Consider the following 26198-nt stretch of genomic DNA (forward strand, 5'->3'; position numbering starts at 1 on the left):
TTCTGTTGTCAGCCATCGAAGGGCTTGGGACATGAATAATCTGGGCAAGAACATCGCCATCTGGCTGATCATCGGTCTGGTACTGATGACAGTCTTCAATCAGTTCACCAAACGACAGGACAATGTCGGGCAGGTGGCCTATTCGCAATTTATGGCGGATGTCGAAGCCGATCGTATTTCGCAAGTCGAAATCGAAGGCTACCCGCTGCGTGGCCAATGGATACGCGGCAAGCGCAATGACGGCACCAATTTTTCGACTTACGCCCCGTTTGACTTCCGCCTGGTCGATACGCTGATCAAGCACAACGTCAAATTTGCGGCCAAGCCGGAAGAAGAACCCGGGTTCTTCACCAATCTGTTTATCTCGTGGTTCCCGATGCTGCTGTTGATTGGCGTCTGGGTCTTCTTTATGCGACAGATGCAAGGCGGAGGCCGTGGCGGTGCGTTCAGCTTTGGTAAATCCCGAGCGCGCATGCTGGATGACTCCAACAACAGCATCACTTTTGCCGACGTCGCAGGTTGCGACGAAGCTAAAGAAGAGGTCTCCGAGATCGTCGATTACCTGCGTGATCCGTCCAAATATCAGAGTCTGGGTGGCCGTATGCCGCGCGGTATTTTGATGGTGGGGTCGCCCGGTACCGGTAAAACGCTGCTGGCGAAGGCGATCGCTGGCGAAGCCAAAGTGCCGTTCTTCTCGATTTCGGGTTCTGATTTCGTTGAAATGTTTGTCGGTGTCGGTGCAGCGCGCGTTCGCGACATGTTCGAAAACGCCAAGAAAAACGCACCTTGTATCATCTTTATCGATGAAATCGACGCGGTTGGGCGTCAGCGTGGCGCAGGCCTCGGCGGTGGTAATGACGAGCGCGAACAAACGCTGAACCAGATGCTGGTTGAGATGGATGGTTTTGAAGGCAACTCCGGCATTATCGTGATTGCCGCAACCAACCGTCCTGACGTGCTGGACCCCGCGCTGATGCGTCCGGGCCGTTTTGACCGCCAGGTTGTGGTCTCGCTGCCCGATATTCGCGGGCGCGAACAGATCCTGGGTGTGCACATGCGTAAGGTGCCGATTTCCAATGATGTGGATCCTTCGGTGCTGGCACGCGGTACGCCGGGGATGTCGGGTGCGGATCTGGCCAACCTGGTCAACGAAGCTGCACTGTTTGCCGCACGCCGCAACAAGCGTCTGGTGGACATGGACGATTTCGAATCGGCCAAGGACAAGATTTACATGGGTCCGGAACGTCGCACCATGGTGATGACCGAGGACGAACGCCGCGCCACCGCGTATCACGAATCCGGCCATGCCGTGATTGCTGAAACGCTGGAAGGCACCGATCCGGTCCACAAGGTAACGATCATGCCGCGTGGCCGTGCGCTGGGTCTGACCTGGCAGTTGCCGGAGCGTGACAAGTTCTCGCTGTACAAAGACCAGATGCTGAACGAAATCACCATCCTGTTTGGTGGTCGCGTAGCAGAAGACCTGTTTGTGCATCGTATTTCGACGGGCGCTTCGAACGACTTTGAACGCGCCACACGCATGGCCCGCGATATGGTCACGCGCTACGGGATGAGCGACAAGCTTGGCCCGATGGTGTACGGCGAAAACGAAGGCGAAGTGTTTCTGGGCCGCTCGGTGACCACACACAAAAACGTGTCGGAAACCACCATGCAGCAAGTGGACGCGGAAATCCGTCGCATCATCGACGAACAGTACGCACTGGCCGTCAAGTTGCTGGATGAAAACCGCGATAAGGTCGAGAAGATGACCGCCGCGCTGGTTGAATGGGAAACCATCGACCGCGAGCAAGTGCGTGACATCATGGAAGGTCGCGATCCGCGTCCGCCGAAGGCTCCGCCGCCGACGCGTCCGACCGCGCCGACTGGCGATCGCCCGAGCGGTGATGCGCCGACGGCCACCACGACGCCGGCCACGGAAGGTTAAGGCGACATAGTCAGAATCAGGCGGCCCGGATCGGGCCGCCTTTTTATTCGGCCATGCCAAAAGCGTGGCGCCGTTGGAGTAGTTATGCAGGACTTTCAGTGCGGTCGGTTCCGGATGAGTCTGGCCAGACCGCTGGTGATGGGCATACTCAATGTCACCCCCGATTCGTTTTCGGATGGTGGCAATTTCGATACCTGTTCCAAAGCCGTGGCGCATGCCGAGGCCTTGGTCAACGCGGGTGCCGACATTATCGACATCGGCGGCGAATCCACGCGCCCCGGCGCGACGCTGGTAAGTGTCGAAGATGAAATCGCGCGCGTGGTGCCGGTGATTTCGGCGCTTAAATCGCTGAATGTCCCGCTATCTATCGACACGCGCCGCCCCGGCGTGATGCATGCGGCGCTGGAAGCTGGCATTGATCTCATCAACGACATTGCTGCGCTGGAAGAGCAGGGCGCGCTCGAAGCCGCCGCCAGCGCGCAAGTGGCTGTCTGCTTGATGCACAAACGCGGCGAACCTCAGTCCATGCAGACCGCCCCGGAATACGACGATGTGGTGGGCGAAGTAACGCGTTATCTGGCCCACCGCCGCGATATCGCCGAAGCCGCAGGGATTAGCCGTGACCGCATTCTGCTCGATCCGGGCTTTGGCTTTGGCAAGAATCTGGACCACAACATTGCGCTGTTTAAAGCAATGCATCAGATGATTGTCGAACTCGACCGCCCGTTTCTGATTGGCGTGTCGCGCAAAAGCATGTTGGGCCAGATTACGGGCCGCCCCGTGGCCGAACGTGTCATCGCAAGCGCCGCCGCAGCTTTGCTGGCAGCACAGGCAGGCGCCAGCGTGGTGCGCGTGCACGACGTCAGGGAAACTGTGGATGCTTTAAAAATACTTGCCGCCTTACAATGATTGCCGGTTTTGTCAGTACCGCTAGCGCCGCAAGAGCGCACGCGGGCTACGCATAAAGGACAGTAATGGCGCGCAAATATTTTGGCACGGACGGCGTTCGTGGCTTGGTGGGGGAGTATCCGATTACCCCCGAGTTCGCAATGAAGTTGGGCTACGCCGCGGGCCGCGTGCTGGCCACGGCAGAGCGGCGCCAACGCGGGGACCATGCCGCAGTGTTGATTGGCAAAGACACGCGCGTATCGGGTTATATGCTTGAAGCTGCACTGCAGGCGGGCCTGAATGCCGCAGGTGTGGACGTCCACCTCACTGGCCCATTGCCGACACCGGGCGTGGCTTATCTGACTCGCGCACTGCGCTTGTCTGCCGGCGTGGTGATCTCCGCCTCGCATAATCCCTACTACGATAACGGCATCAAGTTCTTCGGCGCGGGTGGCAAAAAGCTGCCGGACGACGTAGAAATCGCAATCGAAGAAGCTATCGACGACGCACAGCCCTGCGTGGGCTCCAAGCAACTGGGTAAAGCGTGGCGCGTGGGCGATGCGGCGGGCCGCTATATCGAATTCTGCAAATCCACCTTTCCCAATGAACTGGACCTGCGTGGTCTGAAGCTGGTGGTGGATTGCGCTCACGGCGCGACCTATCAGGTGGCGCCGCATGTGTTTCACGAGCTGGGCGCCGAGGTTATCACCATCGGCGACAAGCCCAACGGCTTTAACATCAACGAGGAAGTCGGTGCCACCCACGTCGAAACCATGCGCCAGAAGGTGCTGGCCGTCGGCGCTGATTACGGCATTGCGCTGGATGGCGATGGCGACCGCCTGATTATGGTGGATAGCGATGGTTCGGTGATCGATGGCGATCTGCTGATCTACGTGCTGGCCCGGCATCGCGCGGAGCAAGGCACGTTGGGCGGCGGGGTAGTTGGCACGTTGATGACCAACCTCGGCGTCGAGAACGGCCTTAAAGCGCGTGGAATTGCTTTCGAGCGCGCCAAGGTAGGTGACCGTTACGTGCTGGAGCGTCTGGCCGAGCGGGGCTGGTTGTTGGGCGGAGAGGGCAGCGGCCACATTCTGAGCCTCGATCGCCACACCACCGGCGACGGCATCGTGTCGGCGTTGCAGGTGCTCGAAGCGCTGATCGAACAAGGCAAGACGCTGGCCGCCTACCGGGCCGAGCTGGCGCTATCGACGCAGGTGCTCAAAAACGTGCGCATCGCCAAAGGCTTTGACGTCAGCAGCTCCAGCGCGATTCAGCAGTCGGTCAAGCAAGCCGAACAAGCCATGGGCGAACAAGGTCGCGTGCTGCTGCGTCCCTCGGGTACCGAGCCATTGATTCGCGTGATGGTTGAGCACGTCGATGCCGGCGTTGCGGGCAAATTGGCGGGCGATATCGCCGCAGTGGTCACGCAGGAAGCGTCGGCTGACTAACCGCGGGGTCTCAGCCCCCACGATGCGCAAGTGCAATCAGCGCCCACAAAAAAACCGCCTTGATGGCGGTTTTTTTATTGACTTTGACCCCCACGGCTCACGCTGAGAGGGCAGGGTATCGACTTAACCAAACTTGCCAGTAATGTAGTCTTCGGTGGCCTTCTTCTTCGGCGCGGTGAAGATATTGTCGGTTTCGCCCACTTCCACCAACTCGCCCAGATACATGTAGGCGGTGTAGTCGGACACCCGTGCCGCCTGCTGCATGTTGTGGGTCACGATGGCGATCGTGTAGTCCTGCTTCAACTCGTGCACCAGTTCTTCGATGTGCGCGGTTGAGATTGGATCCAGCGCCGAGGTCGGTTCATCCAGCAGCAGCACTTCCGGCTTGACCGCGATAGCGCGGGCAATACACAGACGCTGTTGCTGGCCGCCCGACAGGCCCAGGCCCGACTGGCGCAGCTTGTCTTTGGCTTCGGTCCACAACGCGGCCTTGGACAATGCCCACTCCACGCGGTCATCCATTTCCGATTTGGACAGGCTTTCGTACAGCTTCACACCAAACGCAATGTTGTCGTAAATCGACATCGGGAAAGGCGTCGGCTTCTGGAATACCATGCCGACCTTGGCGCGCAGCATGTTCAGATCGACACCCTTTTCCAGGATGTTGTTGCCGTTCAGCAAGATCTCGCCTTCCGCGCGCAGCTTGGGGTACAGCTCATACATGCGGTTAAAGGTGCGCAGCAGCGTGGACTTGCCGCAGCCCGACGGGCCGATAAACGCGGTGACCTTGCCTTCGCCAACCTGAAGATTGATGTTCTTCAGCGCATGGTAATTGCCGTAATAAAAATTGAGGTTTTTGACGGCCAGCTTGGGTTTCAATGCTGCATTCATGGTGGAATCCTGGAGTCGCATATCTTTTTTCTTCCGGCGGCTTAGTGTTGTTGCTGCGGCTTGACCAGCGCGCGGGCAACGATGTTCATGCCCAGCACAAACAGGCCGATCAACAGGCTGCCGGCCCATGCCAGCGAGTGCCAGTCTTCATACGGGCTCATGGCAAACTGGAAAATCACCATCGGCAGGTTGGCCATGGGCTGGTTCAGATTGCTGTAGAACTGGTTGTTGAGCGCGGTAAACAGCAACGGTGCGGTTTCGCCCACAATGCGCGCCACGGCCAACAGAATGCCGGTGACCACGCCCGCCTTGGCGGCACGCAGCGTAACCAGCAGCGTCATCTTCCATTGCGGCGCACCTAATGCATACGCGGCTTCCCGCATGCTGCTCGGCACCAGACGCAGCATGTTTTCGGTCGTTCGCACCACCACCGGGATCACCAGAATGGCCAACGCAAATGCGCCTGCCCAGCCCGAAAAGTGACCGGTACGCACGACGTACACTTCATAGATAAACAAGCCGACCACAATCGACGGCGCCGACAACAGAATGTCGTTGATAAAACGCGTCAGCGGCGCCAGCCAGCCACGGTCGCCAAATTCGGCCAGATAGGTGCCGGCCAGAATGCCAATCGGCGTGCCAATAACCGTGCCGCCCACCGACATCAACAAACTGCCGATGATGGCATTGGACAAGCCGCCCTGGCTGCCCGGAGCGGGCGTGGTCTGGGTGAACAGCGTCACCGACAAACCGCCAAAGCCGTTCTTGAACAGCGTGTACAGAATCCAGGCCAGCCAGAACAGACCGAACAGCATGGCGAAGGTCGACAGGCTTAGCGAGATGATGTTGACCAGGCGGCGGCGGGTATACGTAGAGGACATGGCGCTCATGATTGTTTGCCTTCGGCGCGTTGCATGCGCAGCAGCAGCACTTTGGACATCATCAACACGATAAAGGTGATTACAAACAGCAGCAGGCCCAGATAGATCAGGCTGCTGGTGTGCAACACGGTGGTGGCTTCAGTGAACTCGTTGGCCAGCGTGGCCGAGATCGACGTCGACGGATCAAACAGGCTGCTGATCGGCTGCTGTGCGTTGCCGATCACAAACGTGATGGCCATGGTCTCGCCCAGCGCGCGGCCCAGACCCAGCATTACGCCGCCGATGACACCGTTACGCGTGTACGGCAGCACCACGTTCCACACGACTTCCCACGTTGTGCTGCCGAGGCCGTATGCCGATTCCTTGAGCATGGCCGGAACCACCTCAAACACATCGCGCATCACCGACGACACAAACGGGATGATCATCACCGACAGGATCAGCCCTGCGGTCAGCATGCCGATGCCCATGGGCGGGCCGGCAAACACCGTGCCCAGCACCGGGATATTGGCGGTGCTTTCGGTCAGCCACGGTTGCACGTTATCGGCAAACCACGGCGCAAACACAAACAGACCCCACATGCCATAAATGATGGAAGGCACGCCCGCCAGCAGTTCGATGGCGATACCCAGCGGGCGACGCAACCACACCGGCGACAGTTCGGTCAGGAAAACAGCAATGCCCAGACTGACCGGCACACCGATCAACAGGGCGATAAAGGAAGACAACAAGGTACCGCGGATCGAGTTCCAGCCGCCAAACTTGCCGGTCACCGGGTTCCATTCGGTATTCACAATAAAGCCGAGGCCAAATTCCTTGATGGCCGGCCATGCACCGACCAGCAAGGACAGGATGATGCCTGCCAGCAGGGCCAGTACAAAGAAAGCAAAAAAGCGGGTTACACCGCGGAAAATGCGGTCTTGCAGCACTTGCCGATGCAGGCGCTGATCCGTGGAATTCATTCGCGTCTCCGGGCTCGCCGGAACAACAACAGGAGCCAGGGTGGCTCCTGTTGTGTCAGGCTTGTACTCGGGCTGCATTTTAACGTTCATGCCAGTCCTGTGTACCTGAGTTTTACGGCAAAGGTGTGGAGATTACTTCCAGACCGGTGCGTTGTTGGTGTCAGTGATCTGTTTCCAGGAGGTACGGATCACGTCCTTCACGTCTTTCGGCATCGGCACATAGTCGAGGCTGGACGCGGTCTGGTCGCCATTGGTGTACGACCAGTCGAAGAACTTGAGCACTTCAGCGCCTTGGGTCGGCTTGTCTTGTTTCTTCTGCATCAGCGCGAAGGTGGCGCCGGTAATCGGCCATGCGGTCTTGGCAGCCTGGTCGGTCAGAATCACATAAAAGCCCGGTGCGCTCTTCCAGTCTGCGCCCGCAGCGGCAGCCTTGAACGACTCTTCGGTCGGCGACACGAACGAACCGGCCTTGTTCTGCAGGTTGATGTAATCCATCTTGTTTTGCTTGGCATAAGCGTATTCGACGTAGCCGATTGCGCCCTTGATGCGTTGCACGTATTGCGCCACGCCTTCGTTGCCCTTGCCACCCACACCGCTCGGCCATTGCACGGTGGCGTCTTCGCCCACCTTGCTCTTCCAGTCGCCGCTTACCTTGGACAGGTAGTTGGTGAAGATGAAGGTGGTGCCCGAACCGTCAGCGCGGTGAACCACGGTGATGGCGTTTTCCGGCAGCTTGACGCCGACGTTGAGCTTGGCGATTTCCGGGTCATTCCACTTCTTGATCTTGCCCAGGAAAATGTCAGCCAGCACCGCGCCGCTCAGTTTCAGATCGCCGCCCTTGATGCCTTCCAGATTGGTTACCGGAACCACGCCGCCCATCGCAACCGGAAATTGCACCAGGCCCGACTTGTCCAGTTCTGCCTGGGTCAGCGGCTTGTCGGAAGCGCCGAAGTCAACGGTCTTGGCCTGGATTTGCTTGATGCCGCCGCCGGAACCGATGGACTGATAGTTCAGGCCCGTGCCGGTCTTGGCTTTGTAGGTTTCGGCCCATTTGGCAGCCAGCGGATAAATAAAGGTAGAGCCCGCGCCCGTGATATCAGCAGCCATCGCCTGGGCAGTAAACAGGCCAGCGGTCAGGCCAATGGAAACGAGCAGTGTGCGCCCACATGTCATGATTTTTCTCCGGTTGAGCAACGACGGGTAGTTCCCGACTCGGCGTGCATCATGGCGCATCAATATTTCCAAAATATTACAAGTCGTGGATGAGCGTGGCCGCGGGCGGTGTGTCCGGTTTTTTATTAACGTTGCAGGCGGGGCAGGGCAGGCGGCGTTGCGTCGAGGCCACAAAAGAGCGGCCATGCAAGCGTTTGATTTCCATCGAAATTAAAACAGCCCGACGCGAACGCCGGGCCGGTAGTCGCGTGATGTCGCTATTAATAGATCAGGCTTTACCCGCTTTGCGCCGGCCCGCGATCAACCCGACCAGACCCAGACCCATCAACGCCCAGGTTTCGGGCTCAGGGACGGGGCTGATGTTGAGCGCGTCAATCGACCAGTAGCTGCCCTGTGACCAGACCAGACCATCGGGATAGATCGCCAGCGCATCGATTTGCTGGTTGGCAAAGCTGCCGCCAATGTCGTACCAGCGATAGCTACGGTCGGGCACGTCAGGCGCCAGGTAATGAATGATGGAGACCGTTTCGGCGGCCACCTGAACGCCATCGAGATAACCGACAAAGCGTACATCCGTGGCGCTTAAATCCCACCATTCGTTGAATGCGGCAGGCGAGATGTCCGCGCCGCTAAAAGTAAATGGCGCCAACGCATGCAACACCGGCGTGTACTGCGCGTCTCCACGGAGGGCCTTGGTGCCGTAGGGCAGCGGTGTCAGGCTGGTGCTGCCATCCACCACATCAATGCCAGGCGTGATATCGAAGCCGTGCCAGATTTGCGGCTGATTGGTTGGCGTCAGGTCACTAAACGTCAGGATTTCGGCGTGTGCCGCTGCGCCGAAAGTAACGCCGAGGGTCAATGCGGCCAGTTTATTCACGACGTTCATTGCGCGGTCTCCTTGCGGTTTGCGCGACGGCGGGCAGCGGTGCGAGCCGCCAGCGCGCCGACGGCAGTCATCATCAGCGCCCATTCTTCTGGCTCGGGTACTGGCGCGGCGAGCGGCATAGGGGCGTCGGACAGATAGGTCAAGCCGATGTTATCGATCAGCCAGCGCTTTCCTGGCCCGCTGGACTGGATTTCAAGCCGATCGATCGGCGTGGTGGCAAAGGAAGAGTCAAACCAACTGAAGTGGGTATCGCTTAGATTGACGGTAAACGTGCCCACCACGGCGTTGTTACGATAACCAACGAGGGTGAGCGTGCTGCTACTGAAACTGCCATTGCCCAGACTAGCGGTAAACGCCGCAGCCTCCACGCCACTGAATAGAAAAGGCGTGGCTTCATGCAGCTCAAAATCCGCCATATAAAAGTTATTGATGCTAAGGGCGCTGGCAAGATAGTACGTGTTCGTCAGCGCATATTGCGAAGAGGGAAAAACCAGAGAAGCACCATAAACGCTCTGATAACCCGCCGCAGTGACCAGGGCATAGTTGGTATCGCCGAACTCACTCAGGCCCAGCAGATTCCAGTAACGCGTGTTACCTGCGGCATCGGTGCCCTGAAACGTCGGTTTAACCGCATTCCAGCCTGATGGCGGTGTGGAGGTTACCACCGCGCCATCAAAGGTTATCGCGTGCGCGCCAGCCGCTAACAGCAGGCTGGATAAAGCAAGGCAAGTCTTGTGTTGCAGCTGCATTTTGCTCTCCGTTCATGGTTGAAAAACGCTCCGCTTTTGCAGCGGGCTACGTTCTTATTAGTGATAATTTCATTTGGAGAAAGCAAAATTGGCATTTTAAAACAACAAAAACGCTGGGCGGTTAATTTTGATGTAAGTGATGAGGTTGGCCTCACGGTTTTTGTGCGATAGCCGTGGTATTTCCGGGCACAGACGTTCGGCCTTAGGGGGCAGGCTGCGGCAAAGGCGGCAGTGCCTCCGCTGCGATGCGCCGGGCCTCGCACACACGTCCATCCGCGGTTTGACTCGGCTTGGCGCGACGGCCTACAATCCCCCTCTTTTTGCAATTTGTGTCTGGTGCTTTGAGTGGCTAAACAGCTGGTCGTGGGTAACTGGAAAATGCATGGCAGCGTCGGGCAGATCCGCTCGGTATTGCCAGAGCTGGTGCGGGCTGAGCTGGGTGCCAACGTGGCGGTCTGTGTTCCGTATCCGTATTTGTCACTGGCCAAGAGCCTGCTGGCTGATACGCCGATCCAGCTGGGTGCGCAGGATTTGTGCGAACACCATATCGGCGCATATACCGGTGAAGTCTCCGGTGCCATGCTTGCCGACGTGGGCTGTGAAATGGTCATCGTCGGGCATTCCGAACGACGCAACTATTTTGCCGAAACCAGCGAAACCGCCGCGCGCAAAGTTAAAGCCGCGCTCGATGCCGGTCTGTGGCCGGTGTATTGCGTGGGCGAAACCCAGCAGCAACGCGCCGATGGCGTGGCCAGAGACGTAATTGCAGACGAACTGAAGGTTCTGGCCGGCGTACCCACCAGCCTGTATGCGGTTGCATACGAGCCATCGTGGGCCGTGGGTACGGGTGTGGTGGCCACACCCGAGCAGATCGCCGAGATGCACGCCTTTATCAAGCAGACGTTATCACCACACACTTGTGTGTTGTACGGCGGCAGCGTCAAAGGCACCAACGCCGCCCAAACCATGGCGACGGATGGGGTAGACGGCGTTCTGGTAGGGGGTGCGGCGCTTTCGGCAACCGAGTTTTTACGGATTTGTCGCGCAGCACATTAAAGAAAATGAAACCTTGCGCTGCATCAAAACAAGCCGCGTAAGATTGCAAAAATACCGCGTCGGCGCTAGAATTCGCGCCGCATTGAAGAGAAAAGATGGAAATCCTTAAAACCCTCGTTTTGATTGTGAACGTTGCATCGGCCCTGTCGATGATCGTTCTGGTCCTGATGCAACACGGCAAAGGCGCTGACATGGGCGCTGCGTTCGGTAGTGGCTCTGCGGGCAGCCTGTTTGGCTCGTCCGGTTCCGCCAACTTCCTGAGCCGTACCACTGCCGTGCTGGCAACCGTCTTTTTTGCAAGCTGTCTGGGTCTGGTTGTACTGATGACACCGGGTAAGTCTTCGTCGCTGGGTGTGATGGGTGATGTCAAAGCCGCAGCGTCCGCGCCGGCTTCCGCTTCTGCCCCTGCTCAGAACAAGATTCCTGAATAAGCGTTTTTGACGCTCTATCGGGTTGTAAAGCAGTAACTGGTCTGGCCGACATGGTGGAATTGGTAGACACGCTATCTTGAGGGGGTAGTGGCTGCGGCCGTGAGAGTTCGAGTCTCTCTGTCGGCACCATTAGATACAAAGAAAACGCGCTGGGAACCTGCCCGGCGTTTTTTCAGGCTTTATAAAATAATTAAAAAATTGATCAATTCAATCGCAAGCGCATTTTCTAATTCAATCTGTTGAGATTCTGCCGGGGATCGACATGCTACAGAATTACTTCCCCATACTGCTTTTCATCATCATTGGCACCGTCGCAGGTGCGGGTCTGATGACGTTGGGCGGTGTGTTCAGCAAGTTGTTGGGTACTGACAAACCCGATCCAGAAAAACTCTCCCCGTACGAGTGTGGCTTCGAAGCCTTCGAAGACGCGCGCATCCAGTTCGATGTCCGCTACTACCTCGTCGCCATCCTGTTTATCCTGTTCGATCTTGAAGTGGCCTTTCTGGTGCCGTGGGCGCTCGTGCTCAAGGAGATCGGCTCTTTCGGTTTCTTTTCCATGTTGATCTTCCTGGCCATCCTGGTCGTGGGCTTTGCCTACGAGTGGATGAAGGGCGCGCTGGAGTGGGAGTAAAGCGATGACTGCAGCAACGCAAAGCCTTGAAAAGGGTTTTATCACGACATCCGTCGACACCGTTATCAACTGGGCGCGCACGGGCTCGCTTTGGCCGATGACGTTTGGTCTGGCCTGTTGTGCCGTAGAAATGATGCACGCTGGTGCGGCGCGTTATGACCTTGACCGCTTCGGTATCGTGTTTCGTCCGTCGCCGCGTCAGTCTGACTTGATGATCGTCGCCGGTACGCTGTGCAACAAGATGGCCCCCGCGCTGCGTAAGGTGTACGACCAGATGCCGGAACCGCGCTGGGTGCTGTCGATGGGCTCCTGTGCCAACGGTGGTGGTTATTACCACTACTCGTATTCGGTGGTGCGCGGCTGTGATCGCATCGTTCCGGTTGATATCTACGTACCGGGTTGCCCGCCGACGGCCGAAGCGCTGTTGTACGGTCTGATCCAGATGCAGAACAAGATCAAGCGCACCAACACCATCGCCCGGGCGCGTCAGCTCGAGCAGGCGCACGGCTGAGGTACATCGTGGCTAAAACCCTGAATCAACTGATTGAAGACATCCAGCGCGTGCTGGGCGCAGAGCGTATCAATTCGCTCAAGACGCGCCTGGATGAAGTAACGCTGGAAGTGCCGGCTGCCAAGTTTATCGAGGCTGCAACGCTGCTGCGTGATGACCCCGCGCTGCGTTTCGAAGCCTGTGTGGACTTGTGCGGCGTGGATTACAGCGCGTATCGCGATGGCTTGTGGGAAGGTCTGCGCTTTGCGTCCGTGGCCCATCTGTTGTCGTACACGCACAATATCCGCCTGCGTTTGCGCGTGTTTTGCACCGATGATGATTTTCCGGTATTGCCGTCGCTGATCGATATCTGGCCGGGCGTTAACTGGTTTGAGCGTGAATCGTTTGACCTGTACGGCATCATTTATCAAGGCCACCCTGATCTGCGTCGTTTGCTGACGGACTATGGCTTTGTCGGCCATCCGTTCCGCAAAGACTTCCCGGTCAGCGGTTACGTTGAAATGCGTTATGACCCGGAGCAAGCCCGGGTGATTTACCAGCCGGTCACCATCGACCCGCGCGAAAACACGCCGCGCATCATTCGCGAGGAGAACTACGGTGGCGTCTGAAATCCGTAATTACACGCTGAACTTTGGCCCGCAACACCCGGCCGCGCACGGTGTGTTGCGCCTGGTGCTGGAGCTGGATGGTGAAGTCGTAGAGCGCGCCGATCCGCACATCGGTCTGCTGCATCGCGCCACCGAAAAGCTGGCTGAAACCAAGACTTATATTCAATCGCTGCCGTATATGGACCGTCTCGACTATGTGTCGATGATGTCCAACGAGCACGCCTATTGCATGGCTATCGAGCGCCTGTTGGGCCTCGATGTGCCGCTGCGCGCGCAGTACATCCGTGTGATGTTCGACGAGATCACCCGTATCCTGAACCACTTGATGTGGATCGGCTCGCACGGTCTGGATTGCGGCGCGATGACCATCTTTCTGTACGCGTTCCGCGAACGTGAAGATCTGATGGATTGCTACGAGGCAGTGTCCGGCGCCCGGATGCATGCAGCGTACTACCGTCCGGGTGGCGTGTACCGCGATCTGCCGGAAGAGATGCCCAAGTATCAGGCTTCCAAAGTGCGCAACGCTGCCGCCATCAAGCGCCTGAACGAAAACCGCGAAGGTTCGCTGCTCGACTTTATCGACGACTTTACCAAGCGCTTCCCGGGCTACGTCGACGAATACGAAACCCTGCTGACTGACAACCGCATCTGGAAGCAACGTACCGTCGGTATCGGTGTGGTCACGCCAGAACGCGCCAAGGCGCTGGGCTTTACCGGCGCGATGCTGCGTGGTTCCGGTATCGAGTGGGACATCCGCAAAAAGCAACCGTACGAAGTCTACGACAAGCTTGATTTCGATATCCCGGTGGGCAAAAACGGCGATTGCTACGACCGCTATCTGGTGCGCGTCGAAGAAATGCGTCAGTCCAACCACATCATCAAGCAATGTGTGCAATGGCTGCGCGCCAACCCGGGTCCGGTGATTACCGAGAACCACAAGGTGGCTGCACCGTCGCGTGTTGGCATGAAAACCAACATGGAAGAACTGATCCACCACTTCAAGCTGTTCACCGAAGGCATGCACGTGCCCGAAGGCGAGGCTTATGCCGCGGTGGAGCATCCGAAGGGTGAGTTCGGCATCTACATGATCTCGGACGGGGCCAACAAGCCGTATCGTCTGAAGATTCGTGCGCCGGGCTATGTGCATCTGAGCGCGCTCGACGAAATGTCGCGCGGCCACATGCTGTCGGATGTCGTGGCCATTATCGGCACGCAAGATATCGTATTTGGTGAGGTGGATCGCTGATGTTGTCCAAAGAATCCCTCGCGAAGATCGACCGGGAACTGACCAAGTACCCGGCCGAGCAAAAGCGTTCGGCCCTGATGTCGGCGCTGCGCATCGCTCAACTCGAACACGGCTGGCTGAGCAACGACGTCGTCGAAGCCGTTGCCGATTACCTTGGCCTGCCCCCGATCGCCGCCATGGAAGTGGCCACGTTCTACGGCATGTTCAATCGCCAGCCAGTGGGCAAGTTCAAGCTCACGGTCTGTACCAATCTGCCCTGTGCACTGTCGGGCGGCGCGGACGCCGGCAAATATCTGCAGCAAAAACTCGGCATCGGCTACGGTGAAACCACCGCCGACGGCAAGTTTACGTTGCAGGAAGGGGAGTGTATGGGCGCTTGCGGCTATGCACCGGTGATGTTGTTCAACAATCACACCATGTGCAATCACATGACCCCGGAAGCCATCGACAAGAAACTGGCGGAGCTCGAATAAATGGCGACGTTTGCAAAAGGCGTGGTGTTTGAGGGCGTGGATTTTGACGACCCCAATAGCTGGCGTCTCGAAGAATATGTAAAGCGTGGCGGTTACGCCGGGCTGCGTCGCATCGCCGACGAAAAACTGACGCAAGACCAGATCATCGCCGAAATGAAACTGTCGGCGCTGCGTGGTCGCGGTGGCGCCGGTTTCCCTACCGGCCTGAAATGGTCGTTCATGCCGCGTAGCTTTCCGGGTCAGAAATACCTGGTCTGCAATACCGATGAAGGCGAGCCGGGTACCTTTAAAGATCTGGATATCATCTGGAACAACCCGCACGCGCTGATCGAAGGCATGATCATCGGCGGTTTCACCATGGGTGCGACCGTTGGTTACAACTATATCCACGGTGAAGTCTTCGAAGCCTACGAGCGCTTTGAAGAAGCCATCGAAGAAGCCCGCGCTGCCGGTTTCCTCGGTGCCAACATCCTCGGTTGCGGTTTCGACTTCCAGCTGCATGCGCACCATGGTTATGGCGCGTATATCTGCGGCGAAGAAACTGCACTGCTGGAGTCGCTGGAAGGCAAAAAAGGCCAGCCGCGCTTCAAGCCGCCTTTCCCCGCCAGCTTTGGTCTGTACGGCAAGCCCACCACGATCAACAACACCGAGACCTATGCGTCGGTGCCGTACATCGTGCGTAACGGCGGCCAGAAATTCCTTGAGCTGGGCAAGCCCAACAACGGCGGCACCAAGCTGTTCTCGATTTCCGGTCACGTCAATCGTCCGGGCAATTACGAAGTGCCGCTGGGCATGCCATTTGCCGAACTGCTTGAACTGGCCGGTGGCATGCGCAACGGCAAGAAGTTGAAAGCCGTCATCCCGGGTGGTTCGTCCGCCCCGGTGTTGCCTGCCGACATCATGATGAACTGCACCATGGACTTTGATTCGATCGCGAAAGCGGGTTCGATGCTGGGTTCGGGCGCGGTGATCGTGATGGACGAAGACACCTGTATGGTGCGCGCGCTGGAACGCCTGTCTTATTTCTACTTTGAAGAATCGTGCGGCCAATGTACGCCGTGCCGTGAAGGCACTGGCTGGCTGTATCGCGTGATTCACCGTATCGAACACGGCCATGGCCGTCCGGAAGACCTCGATTTGCTGCTGTCGGTTGGCGCCAATATCGCAGGCCGCACGATTTGTGCGCTGGGCGACGCCGCCGTGATGCCGGTCCAAGGCATGCTCAAACACTTCCGCAGCGAATTCGAATATCACATCGAAAACAAACGCTGCCTGGTGGACCACTGAGCAAGACCCGGCGCGCCGCACTCGATGCGCGCGCCGTGATGCCTTGTCGCTCAAGAATTTTTGAAGAATTAACTGGATCGATCGATCATGCTTGAAGTCGAAATCGACGGTAAGAAGCTGACAGTGCCCGGTGGCAGCACCGTGATGGACGCCGCCAACTCGGTTGGCGCGTACATCCCGCACTTTTGCTATCACAAAAAACTCTCCATCGCCGCTAACTGCCGGATGTGTCTGGTCCAGGTCGAGAAAGCGCCCAAGCCGTTGCCCGCCTGTGCCACGCCGGTGACGGACGGCATGAAGGTGTGGACTCACTCCGACTCCGCCGTCAAGGCGCAAGCGGGCGTGATGGAGTTTTTGCTGATCAACCACCCGCTGGATTGCCCGATTTGCGATCAGGGCGGTGAATGTCAGCTGCAGGATCTGGCCGTCGGTTATGGCAAGTCCGCTTCGCGCTACGAAGAAGAAAAGCGCTCGGTGGTCAACAAGAACCTGGGCCCGCTGATCTCCACCGACATGACGCGTTGCATTCATTGCACCCGTTGCGTGCGCTTTACCGAAGAAGTGGCAGGCTACCAGGAACTGGGTATGCCGGGCCGCGGTGAGCATTCCGAGATCATGTCGTTTATCGGCAAGACCGTTAATTCGGAAATCTCGGGCAACGTGATCGACTTGTGCCCGGTGGGCGCGCTGACGTCCAAGCCGTTCCGCTTCTCGGCGCGGACCTGGGAACTGTCGCGTCGCAAATCGGTAAGCCCGCATGATGGTCTGGGTTCCAACCTGACCGTGCAGGTGAAAGACCATCAAGTTAAACGCGTGCTGCCCTTGGATAACGAGTCGATTAACGAATGCTGGTTGTCCGACCGCGATCGTTTCTCGTACGAAGCGCTCAACAGCCCGGAACGCGTAACCAAGCCGATGATCAAGCAAGGCGGCGTATGGCAACAGGTGGAATGGACCGTGGCGCTGGAATACGTCGCCAACGGCCTCAAGTCCATCGTGGCTGACCATGGCGTCGACAGCATCGCCGCAGTGGCCACGCCGCAATCCACGCTGGAAGAACTGTTCCTGCTGAAGAAGCTGGCCAACGGTCTGGGCGTACAAAATACTGAATCGCGTCTGCGTCAGCACGATGCCAGCTTTGCCACCGCCGGCGTGCAGTGGTTGGGCCAGAGCATTGTGGAACTGGCAGAAAGCGATGCCGTGGTGGTAGTGGGTTCCACGCTGCGCAAAGAACACCCGCTGATCGCGCAACGTCTGCGCCAGGCCGTCAAGCACGGCATGAAGGTTGCTGCGGTTAACCCGCACGGCGACGACATGCTGCTGCGTCTGGCCGGTGAAGTGGTTACCCGTCCGGACCAACTGGTGGAAGGCCTGCTGGCCGTACTGAAAGCCACCGTCGAAATCAAGGGCGCAACCTGCCCGGCGCATATCGACACCAGCCACACCGAGATTACCGATGTCGCTCGCGGCGTGGCCAATATCCTGGCTGCGGGCGAACGTGCTTCGATCATCCTCGGCAACCTGGCCGTACAAGATGCGCGCGCCGCCGAAATCCACGCCGTTGCCGCCGCACTGGCTGCGCTGACTGGCGCCACCTTCGGCGTGCTGACCGCGGGCGCCAACACCGCGGGCGCTGAGTTGATCGGCTTTAACGCCGCAGGCGACGTATTTGCTACGCCGAAGAAAGCCTATGTATTGCTGGGCGCAGAGCCCGACTTCGATACCGCCAACCCGGTCAAGGCATTGGCTGCGGTTGAGCAAGCCGAAATGGTGGTGGTGCTGTCGAGCTTCCAGTCGTGCGCATACGACTATGCCGATGTAATCCTGCCGGTTTCGCCGTTCTCGGAAACCTCGGGCACTTACATCAATATGGAAGGCCGCCCGCAAAGCTTTAACGGCGTGGTGCGTCCGCTGGGCGATACCCGTCCGGCCTGGAAAGTGTTCCGCGTGCTGGGCAACTTGCTGGGTCTGCATGGCTTTGATTACGGCACTTCGGAAGAAGTCCGTGACGAAGCGCTGGCCGCTGGCGTCGAAGCCCGTCTCAACAACAACGCTGTAGCTCATGTGCACGTGAAAGCGCGAGCGGCCGGCAACGGTCTGGTGCGTCTGGCTGAAGTGCCGTTGTACCAGAGCGATGTGTTGTCACGTCGTGCGCCTAGCCTGCATGCCACCGTGGATGCGCAGGTTGCCGAAACGTTGCGCGCCAACGCGGCCACCCTGGCTGCACTGGGTGTAGCGGCCGGTGACAAAGTCAAAGTAGAGCAGGGCGGTACGGCTGAACTAGTAGTGGCGCTGGACGCCCGCTTGCTGGATCAGGTTGTGCGGATTTCTGCTGGCCACCCGCTGACCCGTGATCTTGACAGCGCCGCCGCGCTGCAAGTTGCGAAAGCATAAGGGCGACGAGAATGCTGGATCTATTCAAACAATTAATGGATTTCCTCCACTACAACATCCTCGGGATGGTGATTTACGCGATCATCAAGATTGTCGTGATCATGGTGCCGCTGATTCTGGGCGTGGCCTACATGACCTACGCCGAGCGTAAAGTCATCGGCTACATGCAGATCCGGATCGGCCCGAACCGGGTGGGCTTCTTTGGCTTGCTGCAACCGTTTGCGGACGTGTTGAAGCTGCTGCTGAAGGAAATCATTGCACCGTCCGCCGCCAGCAAAGCGCTGTTCTTTATTGCGCCGATCCTGGTGCTGATGCCGGCGCTGGCCGCCTGGGCCGTCATGCCGTTCTTCCCGGGCGTGGTGCTGGCCGACGTCAACGTGGGTTTGCTGTACGTGATGGCAATTACCTCGCTGGGCGTGTACGGCATCATCATCGCGGGCTGGGCGTCCAACTCCAAATACGCGTTTCTGGGTGCGATGCGCGCCGCCGCACAGGTGGTGTCGTACGAACTGGCGATGGGCTTTGCGCTGATCGGCGTGATGATGGTGTCCGGTAGCCTTAACATCAGCGAAATCGTAATGCAGCAAGGTCGCGGCATTGCCGGTGGTTCGGTGTTGTCGTGGAACTGGCTGCCGCTGCTGCCCTTGTTTGTCGTCTACTTTATCGCGGGTCTTGCGGAAACCAACCGCGCCCCGTTTGACGTGACGGAAGGCGAATCCGAAATTGTGGCGGGCCACATGATCGAGTATTCGGGCATGAGCTTCGCGCTGTTCTTCCTGGCCGAATACATGAACATGATCCTGATCAGCGCCATGTCGTCGGTCATGTTCCTGGGCGGCTGGTTGTCACCGTTCCCGGCCAGCATTCCGTTCCTGGGCGCCCCCAGCTTTATCTGGTGGTTCCTCAAGGTCGCGTTCATGTTGTTCTTCTTCTTGTGGGCCCGGGCTACTTTCCCGCGCTATCGCTATGACCAGTTGATGCGTCTGGGCTGGAAAGTGTTCATCCCCGTCACGTTGGTCTGGATCGTGCTGATTGGCGCCTGGATGCAGACTTCGTTCTCGCTCTGGAAGTAAGAAGTAGAGGATATAAAGACATGGATAGAATCAACCATTTTTTCAAAACGTTCCTGCTGGTCGAGCTCGTCAAGGGCTTGATGCTGACGGGTCGCTACTTCTTCCAGCGCAAGATTACCGTGCAGTTTCCGGAAGAAAAGACCCCGTACAGCCCGCGTTTTCGCGGTCTGCATGCGCAACGTCGCTACGCCAACGGCGAAGAGCGTTGCATTGCATGCAAATTGTGCGAGGCGGTTTGCCCGGCCATGGCCATCACGATCGAATCGGACGTACGTGACGACGGCACCCGCCGCACCACGCGTTATGACATCGATCTGACCAAGTGCATTTTCTGCGGTTTCTGCGAAGAAGCCTGTCCGGTCGATGCCATCGTCGAGACGCATATTCTCGAATATCACGGCGAGAAGCGTGGCGACCTGTACTACACCAAGCCGATGCTGCTGGCGGTGGGTGACAAGTACGAAAGCGAAATCGCCGAGCGTAAAGCCGCCGACGCCAAATACCGCTGATCGACAAGGGATCGTCATGACAACCGTAGTTCTCTTTTATCTGTTCGCGGTGGTGTTGCTGGGGGCCGGTCTGGCCACCATTACCGCCAAGAACCCTGTGCATGCCGCGCTGTTCTTGATGCTGGCATTCTTTTCGGGCGCCTGCCTGTGGATGCTGATGAAGGCCGAATTTTTGGCCGTGGCGCTGGTGCTGATCTATGTCGGCGCAGTAATGGTGCTGTTTTTGTTTGTAGTGATGATGTTGGACGTCAACTTTGAAGAGTTGCGTAAAGGCTTCTGGAAGCACGTGCCGCTGGCCGTGACCGTCGCCATCATCATGGCGGTTGAAATGGGCCTGATCCTGCATAGCCGCGCCGCCGAAGTGGTGGTGGGCGGTCTGCCGGAGCAAGCCGCGGGTTACAACAACGCCAAGGCGCTGGGCTATCTGATTTATACCCAGTACTTCCTGCCGTTCCAGTTGTCCGCCGCGCTGCTGCTGGTAGGGATGATCGCCGCGATCGCGCTCACCATCCGCAAACGCAAGAACACCAAATACATCAATCCGGCTGTTCAGATTGCCACCAAGCGCGAAGACCGCGTGCGGATCGTCAAGATGGCTGCCGAGGCCCGCCCCACTGTGGGCGAGGTCGTCGAAGAACAACCGAAAGCGTGATGGGGAGCGCACCGTGCTGACACTGACTCATTACCTTGTGCTCTCGGCGATCCTGTTTGCGATCTCCGTGTTCGGTATCTTTGTTAACCGCAAGAACCTGATCGTGTTGCTGATGGCCATCGAATTGATGCTGCTGGCGGTCAACATGAACTTCGTCGCTTTCTCGCAGTTTCTGGGGAACGCCTCCGGGCAGGTATTCGTCTTCTTCATCCTGACCGTGGCCGCTGCAGAATCGGCGATTGGTCTGGCAATTCTGGTCGTGCTGTTCCGTAACTTGCGCTCGATCAACGTCGAAGACCTGGGCAGCCTGAAGGGCTAACGAACAAGCAACGTCAGATATTCGGGTAACAATAATGGATATGAAAACAATCTACCTGCTGATTCCACTGGCGCCGTTGTTCGGTGCGCTGGTCGCAGGTCTGTTCGGTTGGGCCATCAGCCGTCGCGTGGCGCACACGGTCACCATCGCGGGTGTGGCGGTGGCGTGTGGGCTGTCGCTGTATACGCTCAACTACCTGCTGCATGGCGGCGCCAGCTACAACGAGCCGGTTTATAACTGGCTGACCATTAATGGCGTCGACTTCAATGTCGGCTTTCTGGTCGACAAGCTGACCGCAATGATGATGTGCGTGGTGACCTTTGTGTCGCTGATGGTGCACATCTACACCATCGGCTATATGGCCGAAGATCCGGGTTACAACCGCTTCTTCAGCTACATCTCGTTGTTTACCTTCTCCATGCTGATGCTGGTGATGAGCAACAACTTTGTGCAGCTGTTCTTCGGCTGGGAAGCCGTGGGTCTGGTGTCGTACCTGCTGATCGGTTTCTGGTTCAAGCGCCCGACCGCCACCTTCGCCAACCTGAAAGCGTTTCTGGTTAACCGCGTGGGCGACTTCGGCTTTCTGCTGGGTATCGGCCTGGTGCTGGGCCACTTTGGCTCGCTGGACTACGCCGCGGTGTTTGCCAAGGCGCCCGAACTGAAAGACGCCACCATCACGATCTTTGCCGGCCATCCGTGGTCGCTGCTGTCGCTCACTTGTATCCTGCTGTTTGTGGGCGCGATGGGTAAATCGGCACAGTTTCCGCTGCACGTGTGGCTGCCCGATTCGATGGAAGGTCCGACCCCGATTTCCGCACTGATCCACGCCGCAACCATGGTGACGGCCGGTATCTTTATGGTGACGCGCATGTCGCCGCTGTTCGAGCTGTCGGATACCGCGCTGAACTTCATCCTGGTGATCGGCTCGATTACCGCGCTGTTCATGGGTTTCCTCGGCATCATTCAGGACGACATCAAGCGTGTGGTTGCCTACTCCACGCTGTCGCAGCTCGGTTACATGACCGTGGCGCTCGGTGTATCGGCGTACTCGGTAGCCGTGTTCCATCTGATGACGCACGCCTTCTTTAAAGCGCTGCTGTTCCTTGGCGCGGGTTCGGTGATCATGGGCATGCACCATGATCAGAACATCCGCAACATGGGCGGCCTGCGTAAATACATGCCGATTACCTGGATTACTTCGTTGATCGGTTCACTGGCGCTGATCGGCACGCCGTTCTTCTCGGGCTTCTACTCCAAAGATTCGATTATTGACGCGGTGTCCACCTCGCATCTGCCGGGCGCGCACTTTGCCTACTTTGCTGTCGTGGCTGGCGTGTTCGTCACCGCGTTCTACTCGTTCCGCATGTACTTCCTGGTGTTCCATGGCCAGTCGCGCTGGATGGAAGCCAAGCCGCACCATGCTCATGCCGATGCGCATCACGCCCCGGCCGCGCACGGCGCGCATGCTGGTGACGACCATGCTGCGCACGGCGATGACCACGAAGAACATCACGGTCTGGGTCCGAACGACAAGCCGCACGAATCGCCGTGGGTGGTGACGCTGCCGCTGATTCTGCTGGCGATTCCGTCCGCGCTGATTGGTTTCTTCGCCATCCAGCCGATGCTGTTCGGCGACTTCTTCAAGGGCGTGATCTTCGTCAACAACGAAGCGCATCCGGCAATGGAAGAACTGGCGCACGAATTCGGCGGCGCGGCCGAAATGGGTCTGCACGCCTTCGCCGGTTTGCCGGTGTGGCTGGCTCTGGCCGGTGTGGTGCTGTCGTATGTGTTCTACATCCTCAAGCCGGAACTGCCGAAAGCCGTGGGCAAATTCTTCAGCTCGATTGGCGTGACCAAGCTGCTCGAAAACAAGTACTACATGGACTTTCTGTACATCAACGTGTTTGCCGCCGCTGGCCGCGCCTTGGGCACCGTGCTGTGGAAGGTGGGCGATGCGTTGCTGATCGACGGTCTGGTGGTGAATGGCGCTGCTCGCCTGGTTCAATTCTTCTCGTTCGTGGTACGCCGCGTCCAGACGGGTTACATCTATCACTATGCGTTTGCAATGATTCTGGGCGCGTTGGTGATGATTACCTTGTGGATCGGTATTCCGCTCTATGGCGCGATGCACTGATCCCACTGGATTCAGCGCTGTTTAAAGTAATTAAAAAACAAGCAGGTAGACTATGACGGGTAATCTTCTGAGCTTAGCGATCTGGGTACCGATCGCGGCTGGCCTGATCGTGCTGGCCACCGGGAGCGACAAGAACGCACCGATGGCTCGCGTGCTGGCTGTAATTGGCGCCTTGCTAGGCTTTGCGGTCACCATTCCGCTGTACACAGGCTTTGATCACTACAGCAGCGGCATGCAGTTTGTTGAGCTGAAGCCGTGGATCGAAACATTCAGCATCAACTACTCGCTGGGTGTGGATGGTCTGTCGGTGTGGTTTGTCATCCTGAACAGCTTTACCACGCTGATGGTGGTGATTGCGGGCTGGACCGTAATCCAGAAACGCGTTGCGCAATACATGGCGGCATTCCTCGTCATGTCGGGCCTGATCAATGGCGCGTTTGTGGCGCAGGATGCCATCCTGTTCTACGTGTTCTTTGAAGCCATGTTGATCCCGATGTACCTGATCATCGGTATCTGGGGCGGCCCGCGCCGCGTGTATGCATCGATCAAGTTCTTTCTGTACACGTTCCTGGGCTCGCTGCTGACGCTGGTCTCGTTTATCTACCTGTACTTTCAGGCCAACGGCTCGTTTGCCATTGCGGATTTTGCCCGTCTGCCGCTGGGCATGACTGCGCAAGGCCTGCTGCTGATTGCATTCTTCTTTGCGTTTGGTGTGAAAGTGCCGATGTGGCCGGTGCACACCTGGTTGCCCGATGCCCACGTTGAAGCGCCTACCGGCGGCTCGATGGTGCTGGCAGCCATTACGCTGAAGCTGGGTGCCTACGGTTTCCTGCGATTTGCGCTGCCGATCGTGCCGGATGCATGTCGTCAGTACGCCTGGGTGTTCATCCTGTTCTCGCTGATCGCCGTGGTGTACGTGGGTATGGTGGCGCTGGTGCAGACCGACATGAAAAAGCTGGTGGCTTATTCGTCGATCTCGCACATGGGTTTTGTCACGCTGGGCTTCTTCATGTTTACCGGCAACGGCAATCTGAACCAGTTTGCAGTCGAAGGCGCGTTGGTACAGATGATCTCGCACGGCTTTGTGTCGGCCGCGATGTTCTTCTGCATCGGCGTGATGTACGACCGCGTGCACAGCCGCAAGATTGCCGATTACGGTGGCGTGGTAAACAAGATGCCGATCTTCGCCAGCTTCATGATGCTGTTTGCGATGGCCAACTCGGGTCTGCCGGCCACGTCGGGCTTTGTGGGTGAGTTCTTTGTGGTGTTGGGCGCGGTGCAGGTTAATTTCTGGTACGCGTTCTTTGCTGGCACCACGCTGATCTTTGGCGCTGCCTATACCTTGTGGATGTACAAACGCGTGATCTTCGGCGAAGTCGCCAATCACCACGTGGAAGAACTGAAAGACGTGAACAAGCGGGAGTTGCTGGTGCTGGTGATTCTGGCCATCACCGTGCTGGGTATGGGTCTGTATCCGAAGCCCTTTACCGATCTGATGCACTTCTCTGTTAACGATCTGATCTGGCACGTGGCGCAGACCAAGCTGCCGCAGTAACCGAAGCAATCACAAGCAATGAATATAAAAGGGTTTAGAGCATGACCTGGACCAGTCTGAATGCAGGTGCGGCAACACCGGAGATTTTTCTCCTGATCGCGGTTTGCGCCGTCCTGCTGATCGATCTGTTTGTTAGCGACGCCAAGCGGCACGTCACTTATTTACTGACGTTGGGCGCACTGGCTGTCACGGCCTGTCTGCTGGTTAACGGCCTGGCGCAACCGCCGCAACTGGCTTTCAGCGGCATGTTTGTGCAAGACCCGCTGGCAGGCGTGGCCAAGCTGGCCATGGTGCTGGGCGCTGCGCTGGTGTTTATCTATGGCCGGGCCTATGCCGAGGCGCGCGGTTTGTTTCGGGGCGAGCTGTTTACGCTAAGCCTGTTCTCGCTGCTGGGCATGATGGTAATGGCATCCGCCATGAACTTCGTGACGCTGTACGTGGGCCTGGAACTGCAATCGCTGGCCATGTATGCCCTGATCGCGCTGAACCGCGACAACGTGCAATCGTCCGAAGCCTCGATGAAATACTTTGTGCTGGGCGCGCTGGCTTCTGGTCTGCTGCTGTACGGTATGTCGATGGTGTACGGCGCCAGCCAGAGCCTGGATGTACTGACCATTGCGCACAACATCACTGCTGGTGGCGCTAACCGTGTACTGAGCGTGTTCGGTCTGGTGTTCATTGTGGTGGGTATTGGCTTCAAGCTGGGCGCGGTGCCGTTCCATATGTGGATGCCCGATGTGTACCAGGGCGCGCCCACCCCTGTCGCGCAGCTGATTGGTACTTCGTCCAAGGTGGCTGCGTTTGTGTTTATCCTGCGCATCCTGGCCGAATCGCTGCAAGGCTTTGCGCCGGACTGGAGCCAGATGCTGATGTTGATGGCAGTGCTGTCACTGGCCTTGGGCAACATCACCGCCATTGCGCAATCGAACATCAAGCGCATGTTTGCATTCTCGGCCATCGCCCATATGGGCTTTGTGCTGCTGGGCATCATGGTCGGCAATCCGTACGGCTATGGCGCGGCATTCTTCTATTCGATTACCTATCTGCTGACCAGCGCGGCGGGCTTCGGTTTGATCATGTTGATGTCGCGCGCCGGCTTTGAAGCCGATCGCATTGATGACTTCAAGGGTCTGAATCAACGCAGCCCGTGGTTTGCTTTCATGATGCTGATCGTCATGTTCTCGATGGCGGGTGTGCCGGTGTTTGTGGGCTTCTTTGCCAAACTGGCTATCCTGAAAGCCGTTGTGAGCATGGGCCTGACCTGGCTGGCTGTATATGGCGTGCTGATGTCGCTGATTGGCGGGTTCTATTACTTGCGCGTGGTCAAGGTCATGTATTTCGATGAGGCGGAAGATACGCATCCTATTGTCGCAGGCATCGATGCCCGCGCCATCCTCAGCGTTAACTGCTTGTTGCTGCTGGTGTTGGGCCTGATGCCGGACCGCCTGATGTATCTGGTCACCGCGGCCATCACGCACTCCATCGTGCAGATGTAA

The 26198-nt window shown here is 57.9% G+C and carries 25 protein-coding genes and 1 tRNA gene; 20 read left to right on the plus strand and 6 right to left on the minus strand.

The window, feature by feature from the left end:
• The first annotated feature begins 31 nt into the window (after positions 1-31).
• The 3 genes from ftsH (at position 32) to glmM (ending at position 4281) form a co-directional block, all read left to right on the plus strand.
• The gene (gene ftsH / locus WG78_RS03095; RefSeq protein WP_053936323.1) at positions 32-1945 is read left to right on the plus strand and encodes an ATP-dependent zinc metalloprotease FtsH; all 1914 of its coding nucleotides are present in this window, start codon (positions 32-34) and stop codon (positions 1943-1945) included.
• A gap of 114 nt (positions 1946-2059) precedes the next feature.
• On the plus strand, positions 2060-2854 hold the full coding sequence (gene folP, locus WG78_RS03100) for a dihydropteroate synthase (protein ID WP_236691968.1): 795 nt from the start codon (positions 2060-2062) through the stop codon (positions 2852-2854).
• 65 nt (positions 2855-2919) lie between these two features.
• Positions 2920-4281 carry a phosphoglucosamine mutase gene (gene glmM / locus WG78_RS03105; protein WP_053936325.1) on the plus strand — a complete coding sequence of 454 codons (1362 nt, stop codon included), beginning with the start codon at positions 2920-2922 and terminating at the stop codon, positions 4279-4281.
• Between the two features lie 123 nt (positions 4282-4404).
• On the opposite strand, the gene pstB is transcribed toward glmM, so the two are convergent.
• The 6 genes from pstB to WG78_RS03135 all read right to left on the minus strand — a co-directional run bounded on the left by pstB (position 4405) and on the right by WG78_RS03135 (position 9823).
• A complete protein-coding gene (gene pstB / locus WG78_RS03110; protein WP_053936326.1) occupies positions 4405-5172 on the minus strand; it encodes a phosphate ABC transporter ATP-binding protein PstB in 768 nt (255 codons plus the stop codon).
• A 41-nt stretch (positions 5173-5213) separates the two neighbouring features.
• A complete protein-coding gene (gene pstA / locus WG78_RS03115) occupies positions 5214-6053 on the minus strand; it encodes a phosphate ABC transporter permease PstA (RefSeq protein WP_083458772.1) in 840 nt (279 codons plus the stop codon).
• A gap of 5 nt (positions 6054-6058) precedes the next feature.
• On the minus strand, positions 6059-7015 hold the full coding sequence (gene pstC, locus WG78_RS03120) for a phosphate ABC transporter permease subunit PstC (protein ID WP_053936328.1): 957 nt from the start codon (positions 7013-7015) through the stop codon (positions 6059-6061).
• Positions 7016-7147: 132 nt separating this feature from the next.
• Positions 7148-8188: a phosphate ABC transporter substrate-binding protein PstS gene (pstS, locus tag WG78_RS03125; protein ID WP_053936329.1), complete on the minus strand. Its 1041-nt coding sequence runs from the start codon at positions 8186-8188 to the stop codon at positions 7148-7150.
• Positions 8189-8456: 268 nt separating this feature from the next.
• Entirely contained in the window at positions 8457-9074 is a 618-nt protein-coding gene (locus WG78_RS03130) for a PEP-CTERM sorting domain-containing protein (RefSeq protein WP_053936330.1), read from the minus strand.
• A complete protein-coding gene (locus WG78_RS03135; RefSeq protein ID WP_053936331.1) occupies positions 9071-9823 on the minus strand; it encodes a hypothetical protein in 753 nt (250 codons plus the stop codon). Before WG78_RS03135 ends, WG78_RS03130 begins: the two co-directional genes overlap by 4 nt.
• Positions 9824-10168: 345 nt before the next feature.
• Here WG78_RS03135 and tpiA point away from each other — a divergent pair, with 345 nt between their 5' ends.
• The 17 genes from tpiA to nuoN all read left to right on the plus strand — a co-directional run bounded on the left by tpiA (position 10169) and on the right by nuoN (position 26198).
• On the plus strand, positions 10169-10879 hold the full coding sequence (tpiA, locus tag WG78_RS03140; protein ID WP_083458744.1) for a triose-phosphate isomerase: 711 nt from the start codon (positions 10169-10171) through the stop codon (positions 10877-10879).
• A 95-nt stretch (positions 10880-10974) separates the two neighbouring features.
• Positions 10975-11310 (plus strand): preprotein translocase subunit SecG, encoded by a 336-nt coding sequence (gene secG / locus WG78_RS03145; RefSeq protein ID WP_053936332.1) that lies wholly within the window; start codon positions 10975-10977, stop codon positions 11308-11310.
• Between the two features lie 44 nt (positions 11311-11354).
• Positions 11355-11439, plus strand: a tRNA-Leu gene (locus tag WG78_RS03150).
• Positions 11440-11572: 133 nt separating this feature from the next.
• Positions 11573-11941 carry an NADH-quinone oxidoreductase subunit A gene (locus WG78_RS03155; protein ID WP_053936333.1) on the plus strand — a complete coding sequence of 123 codons (369 nt, stop codon included), beginning with the start codon at positions 11573-11575 and terminating at the stop codon, positions 11939-11941.
• Between the two features lie 4 nt (positions 11942-11945).
• Positions 11946-12452, plus strand: a complete 507-nt coding sequence (locus WG78_RS03160; RefSeq protein WP_053936334.1) for a NuoB/complex I 20 kDa subunit family protein — start codon at positions 11946-11948, stop codon at positions 12450-12452.
• Positions 12453-12460: 8 nt separating this feature from the next.
• The gene (locus tag WG78_RS03165) at positions 12461-13060 is read left to right on the plus strand and encodes an NADH-quinone oxidoreductase subunit C (RefSeq protein WP_053936335.1); all 600 of its coding nucleotides are present in this window, start codon (positions 12461-12463) and stop codon (positions 13058-13060) included.
• The gene (locus WG78_RS03170; RefSeq protein ID WP_053936336.1) at positions 13050-14306 is read left to right on the plus strand and encodes an NADH-quinone oxidoreductase subunit D; all 1257 of its coding nucleotides are present in this window, start codon (positions 13050-13052) and stop codon (positions 14304-14306) included. The genes WG78_RS03165 and WG78_RS03170 overlap by 11 nt, the downstream gene beginning before the upstream one ends.
• Positions 14306-14779 (plus strand): NADH-quinone oxidoreductase subunit NuoE, encoded by a 474-nt coding sequence (nuoE, locus tag WG78_RS03175; RefSeq protein ID WP_053936337.1) that lies wholly within the window; start codon positions 14306-14308, stop codon positions 14777-14779. The genes WG78_RS03170 and nuoE overlap by 1 nt, the downstream gene beginning before the upstream one ends.
• A complete protein-coding gene (nuoF, locus tag WG78_RS03180) occupies positions 14780-16066 on the plus strand; it encodes an NADH-quinone oxidoreductase subunit NuoF (RefSeq protein WP_053936338.1) in 1287 nt (428 codons plus the stop codon). It begins immediately after the preceding gene.
• A gap of 87 nt (positions 16067-16153) precedes the next feature.
• On the plus strand, positions 16154-18460 hold the full coding sequence (gene nuoG / locus WG78_RS03185) for an NADH-quinone oxidoreductase subunit NuoG (protein WP_053936339.1): 2307 nt from the start codon (positions 16154-16156) through the stop codon (positions 18458-18460).
• A gap of 11 nt (positions 18461-18471) precedes the next feature.
• Positions 18472-19533, plus strand: a complete 1062-nt coding sequence (nuoH, locus tag WG78_RS03190) for an NADH-quinone oxidoreductase subunit NuoH (protein ID WP_201782351.1) — start codon at positions 18472-18474, stop codon at positions 19531-19533.
• Positions 19534-19553: 20 nt separating this feature from the next.
• Entirely contained in the window at positions 19554-20042 is a 489-nt protein-coding gene (gene nuoI / locus WG78_RS03195; RefSeq protein WP_053936340.1) for an NADH-quinone oxidoreductase subunit NuoI, read from the plus strand.
• 16 nt (positions 20043-20058) lie between these two features.
• Positions 20059-20694, plus strand: coding sequence for an NADH-quinone oxidoreductase subunit J (locus WG78_RS03200; protein ID WP_053936341.1), 636 nt, complete (start codon positions 20059-20061; stop codon positions 20692-20694).
• A 13-nt stretch (positions 20695-20707) separates the two neighbouring features.
• Entirely contained in the window at positions 20708-21013 is a 306-nt protein-coding gene (gene nuoK / locus WG78_RS03205; RefSeq protein ID WP_053936342.1) for an NADH-quinone oxidoreductase subunit NuoK, read from the plus strand.
• Between the two features lie 34 nt (positions 21014-21047).
• On the plus strand, positions 21048-23147 hold the full coding sequence (gene nuoL, locus WG78_RS03210; protein ID WP_053936343.1) for an NADH-quinone oxidoreductase subunit L: 2100 nt from the start codon (positions 21048-21050) through the stop codon (positions 23145-23147).
• A gap of 52 nt (positions 23148-23199) precedes the next feature.
• Positions 23200-24702, plus strand: coding sequence for an NADH-quinone oxidoreductase subunit M (locus tag WG78_RS03215; RefSeq protein ID WP_053936344.1), 1503 nt, complete (start codon positions 23200-23202; stop codon positions 24700-24702).
• 41 nt (positions 24703-24743) lie between these two features.
• Positions 24744-26198, plus strand: coding sequence for an NADH-quinone oxidoreductase subunit NuoN (nuoN, locus tag WG78_RS03220; RefSeq protein WP_053936345.1), 1455 nt, complete (start codon positions 24744-24746; stop codon positions 26196-26198).

The sequence above is a fragment of the Amantichitinum ursilacus genome, from assembly GCF_001294205.1.
Taxonomy (GTDB): domain Bacteria; phylum Pseudomonadota; class Gammaproteobacteria; order Burkholderiales; family Chitinibacteraceae; genus Amantichitinum; species Amantichitinum ursilacus.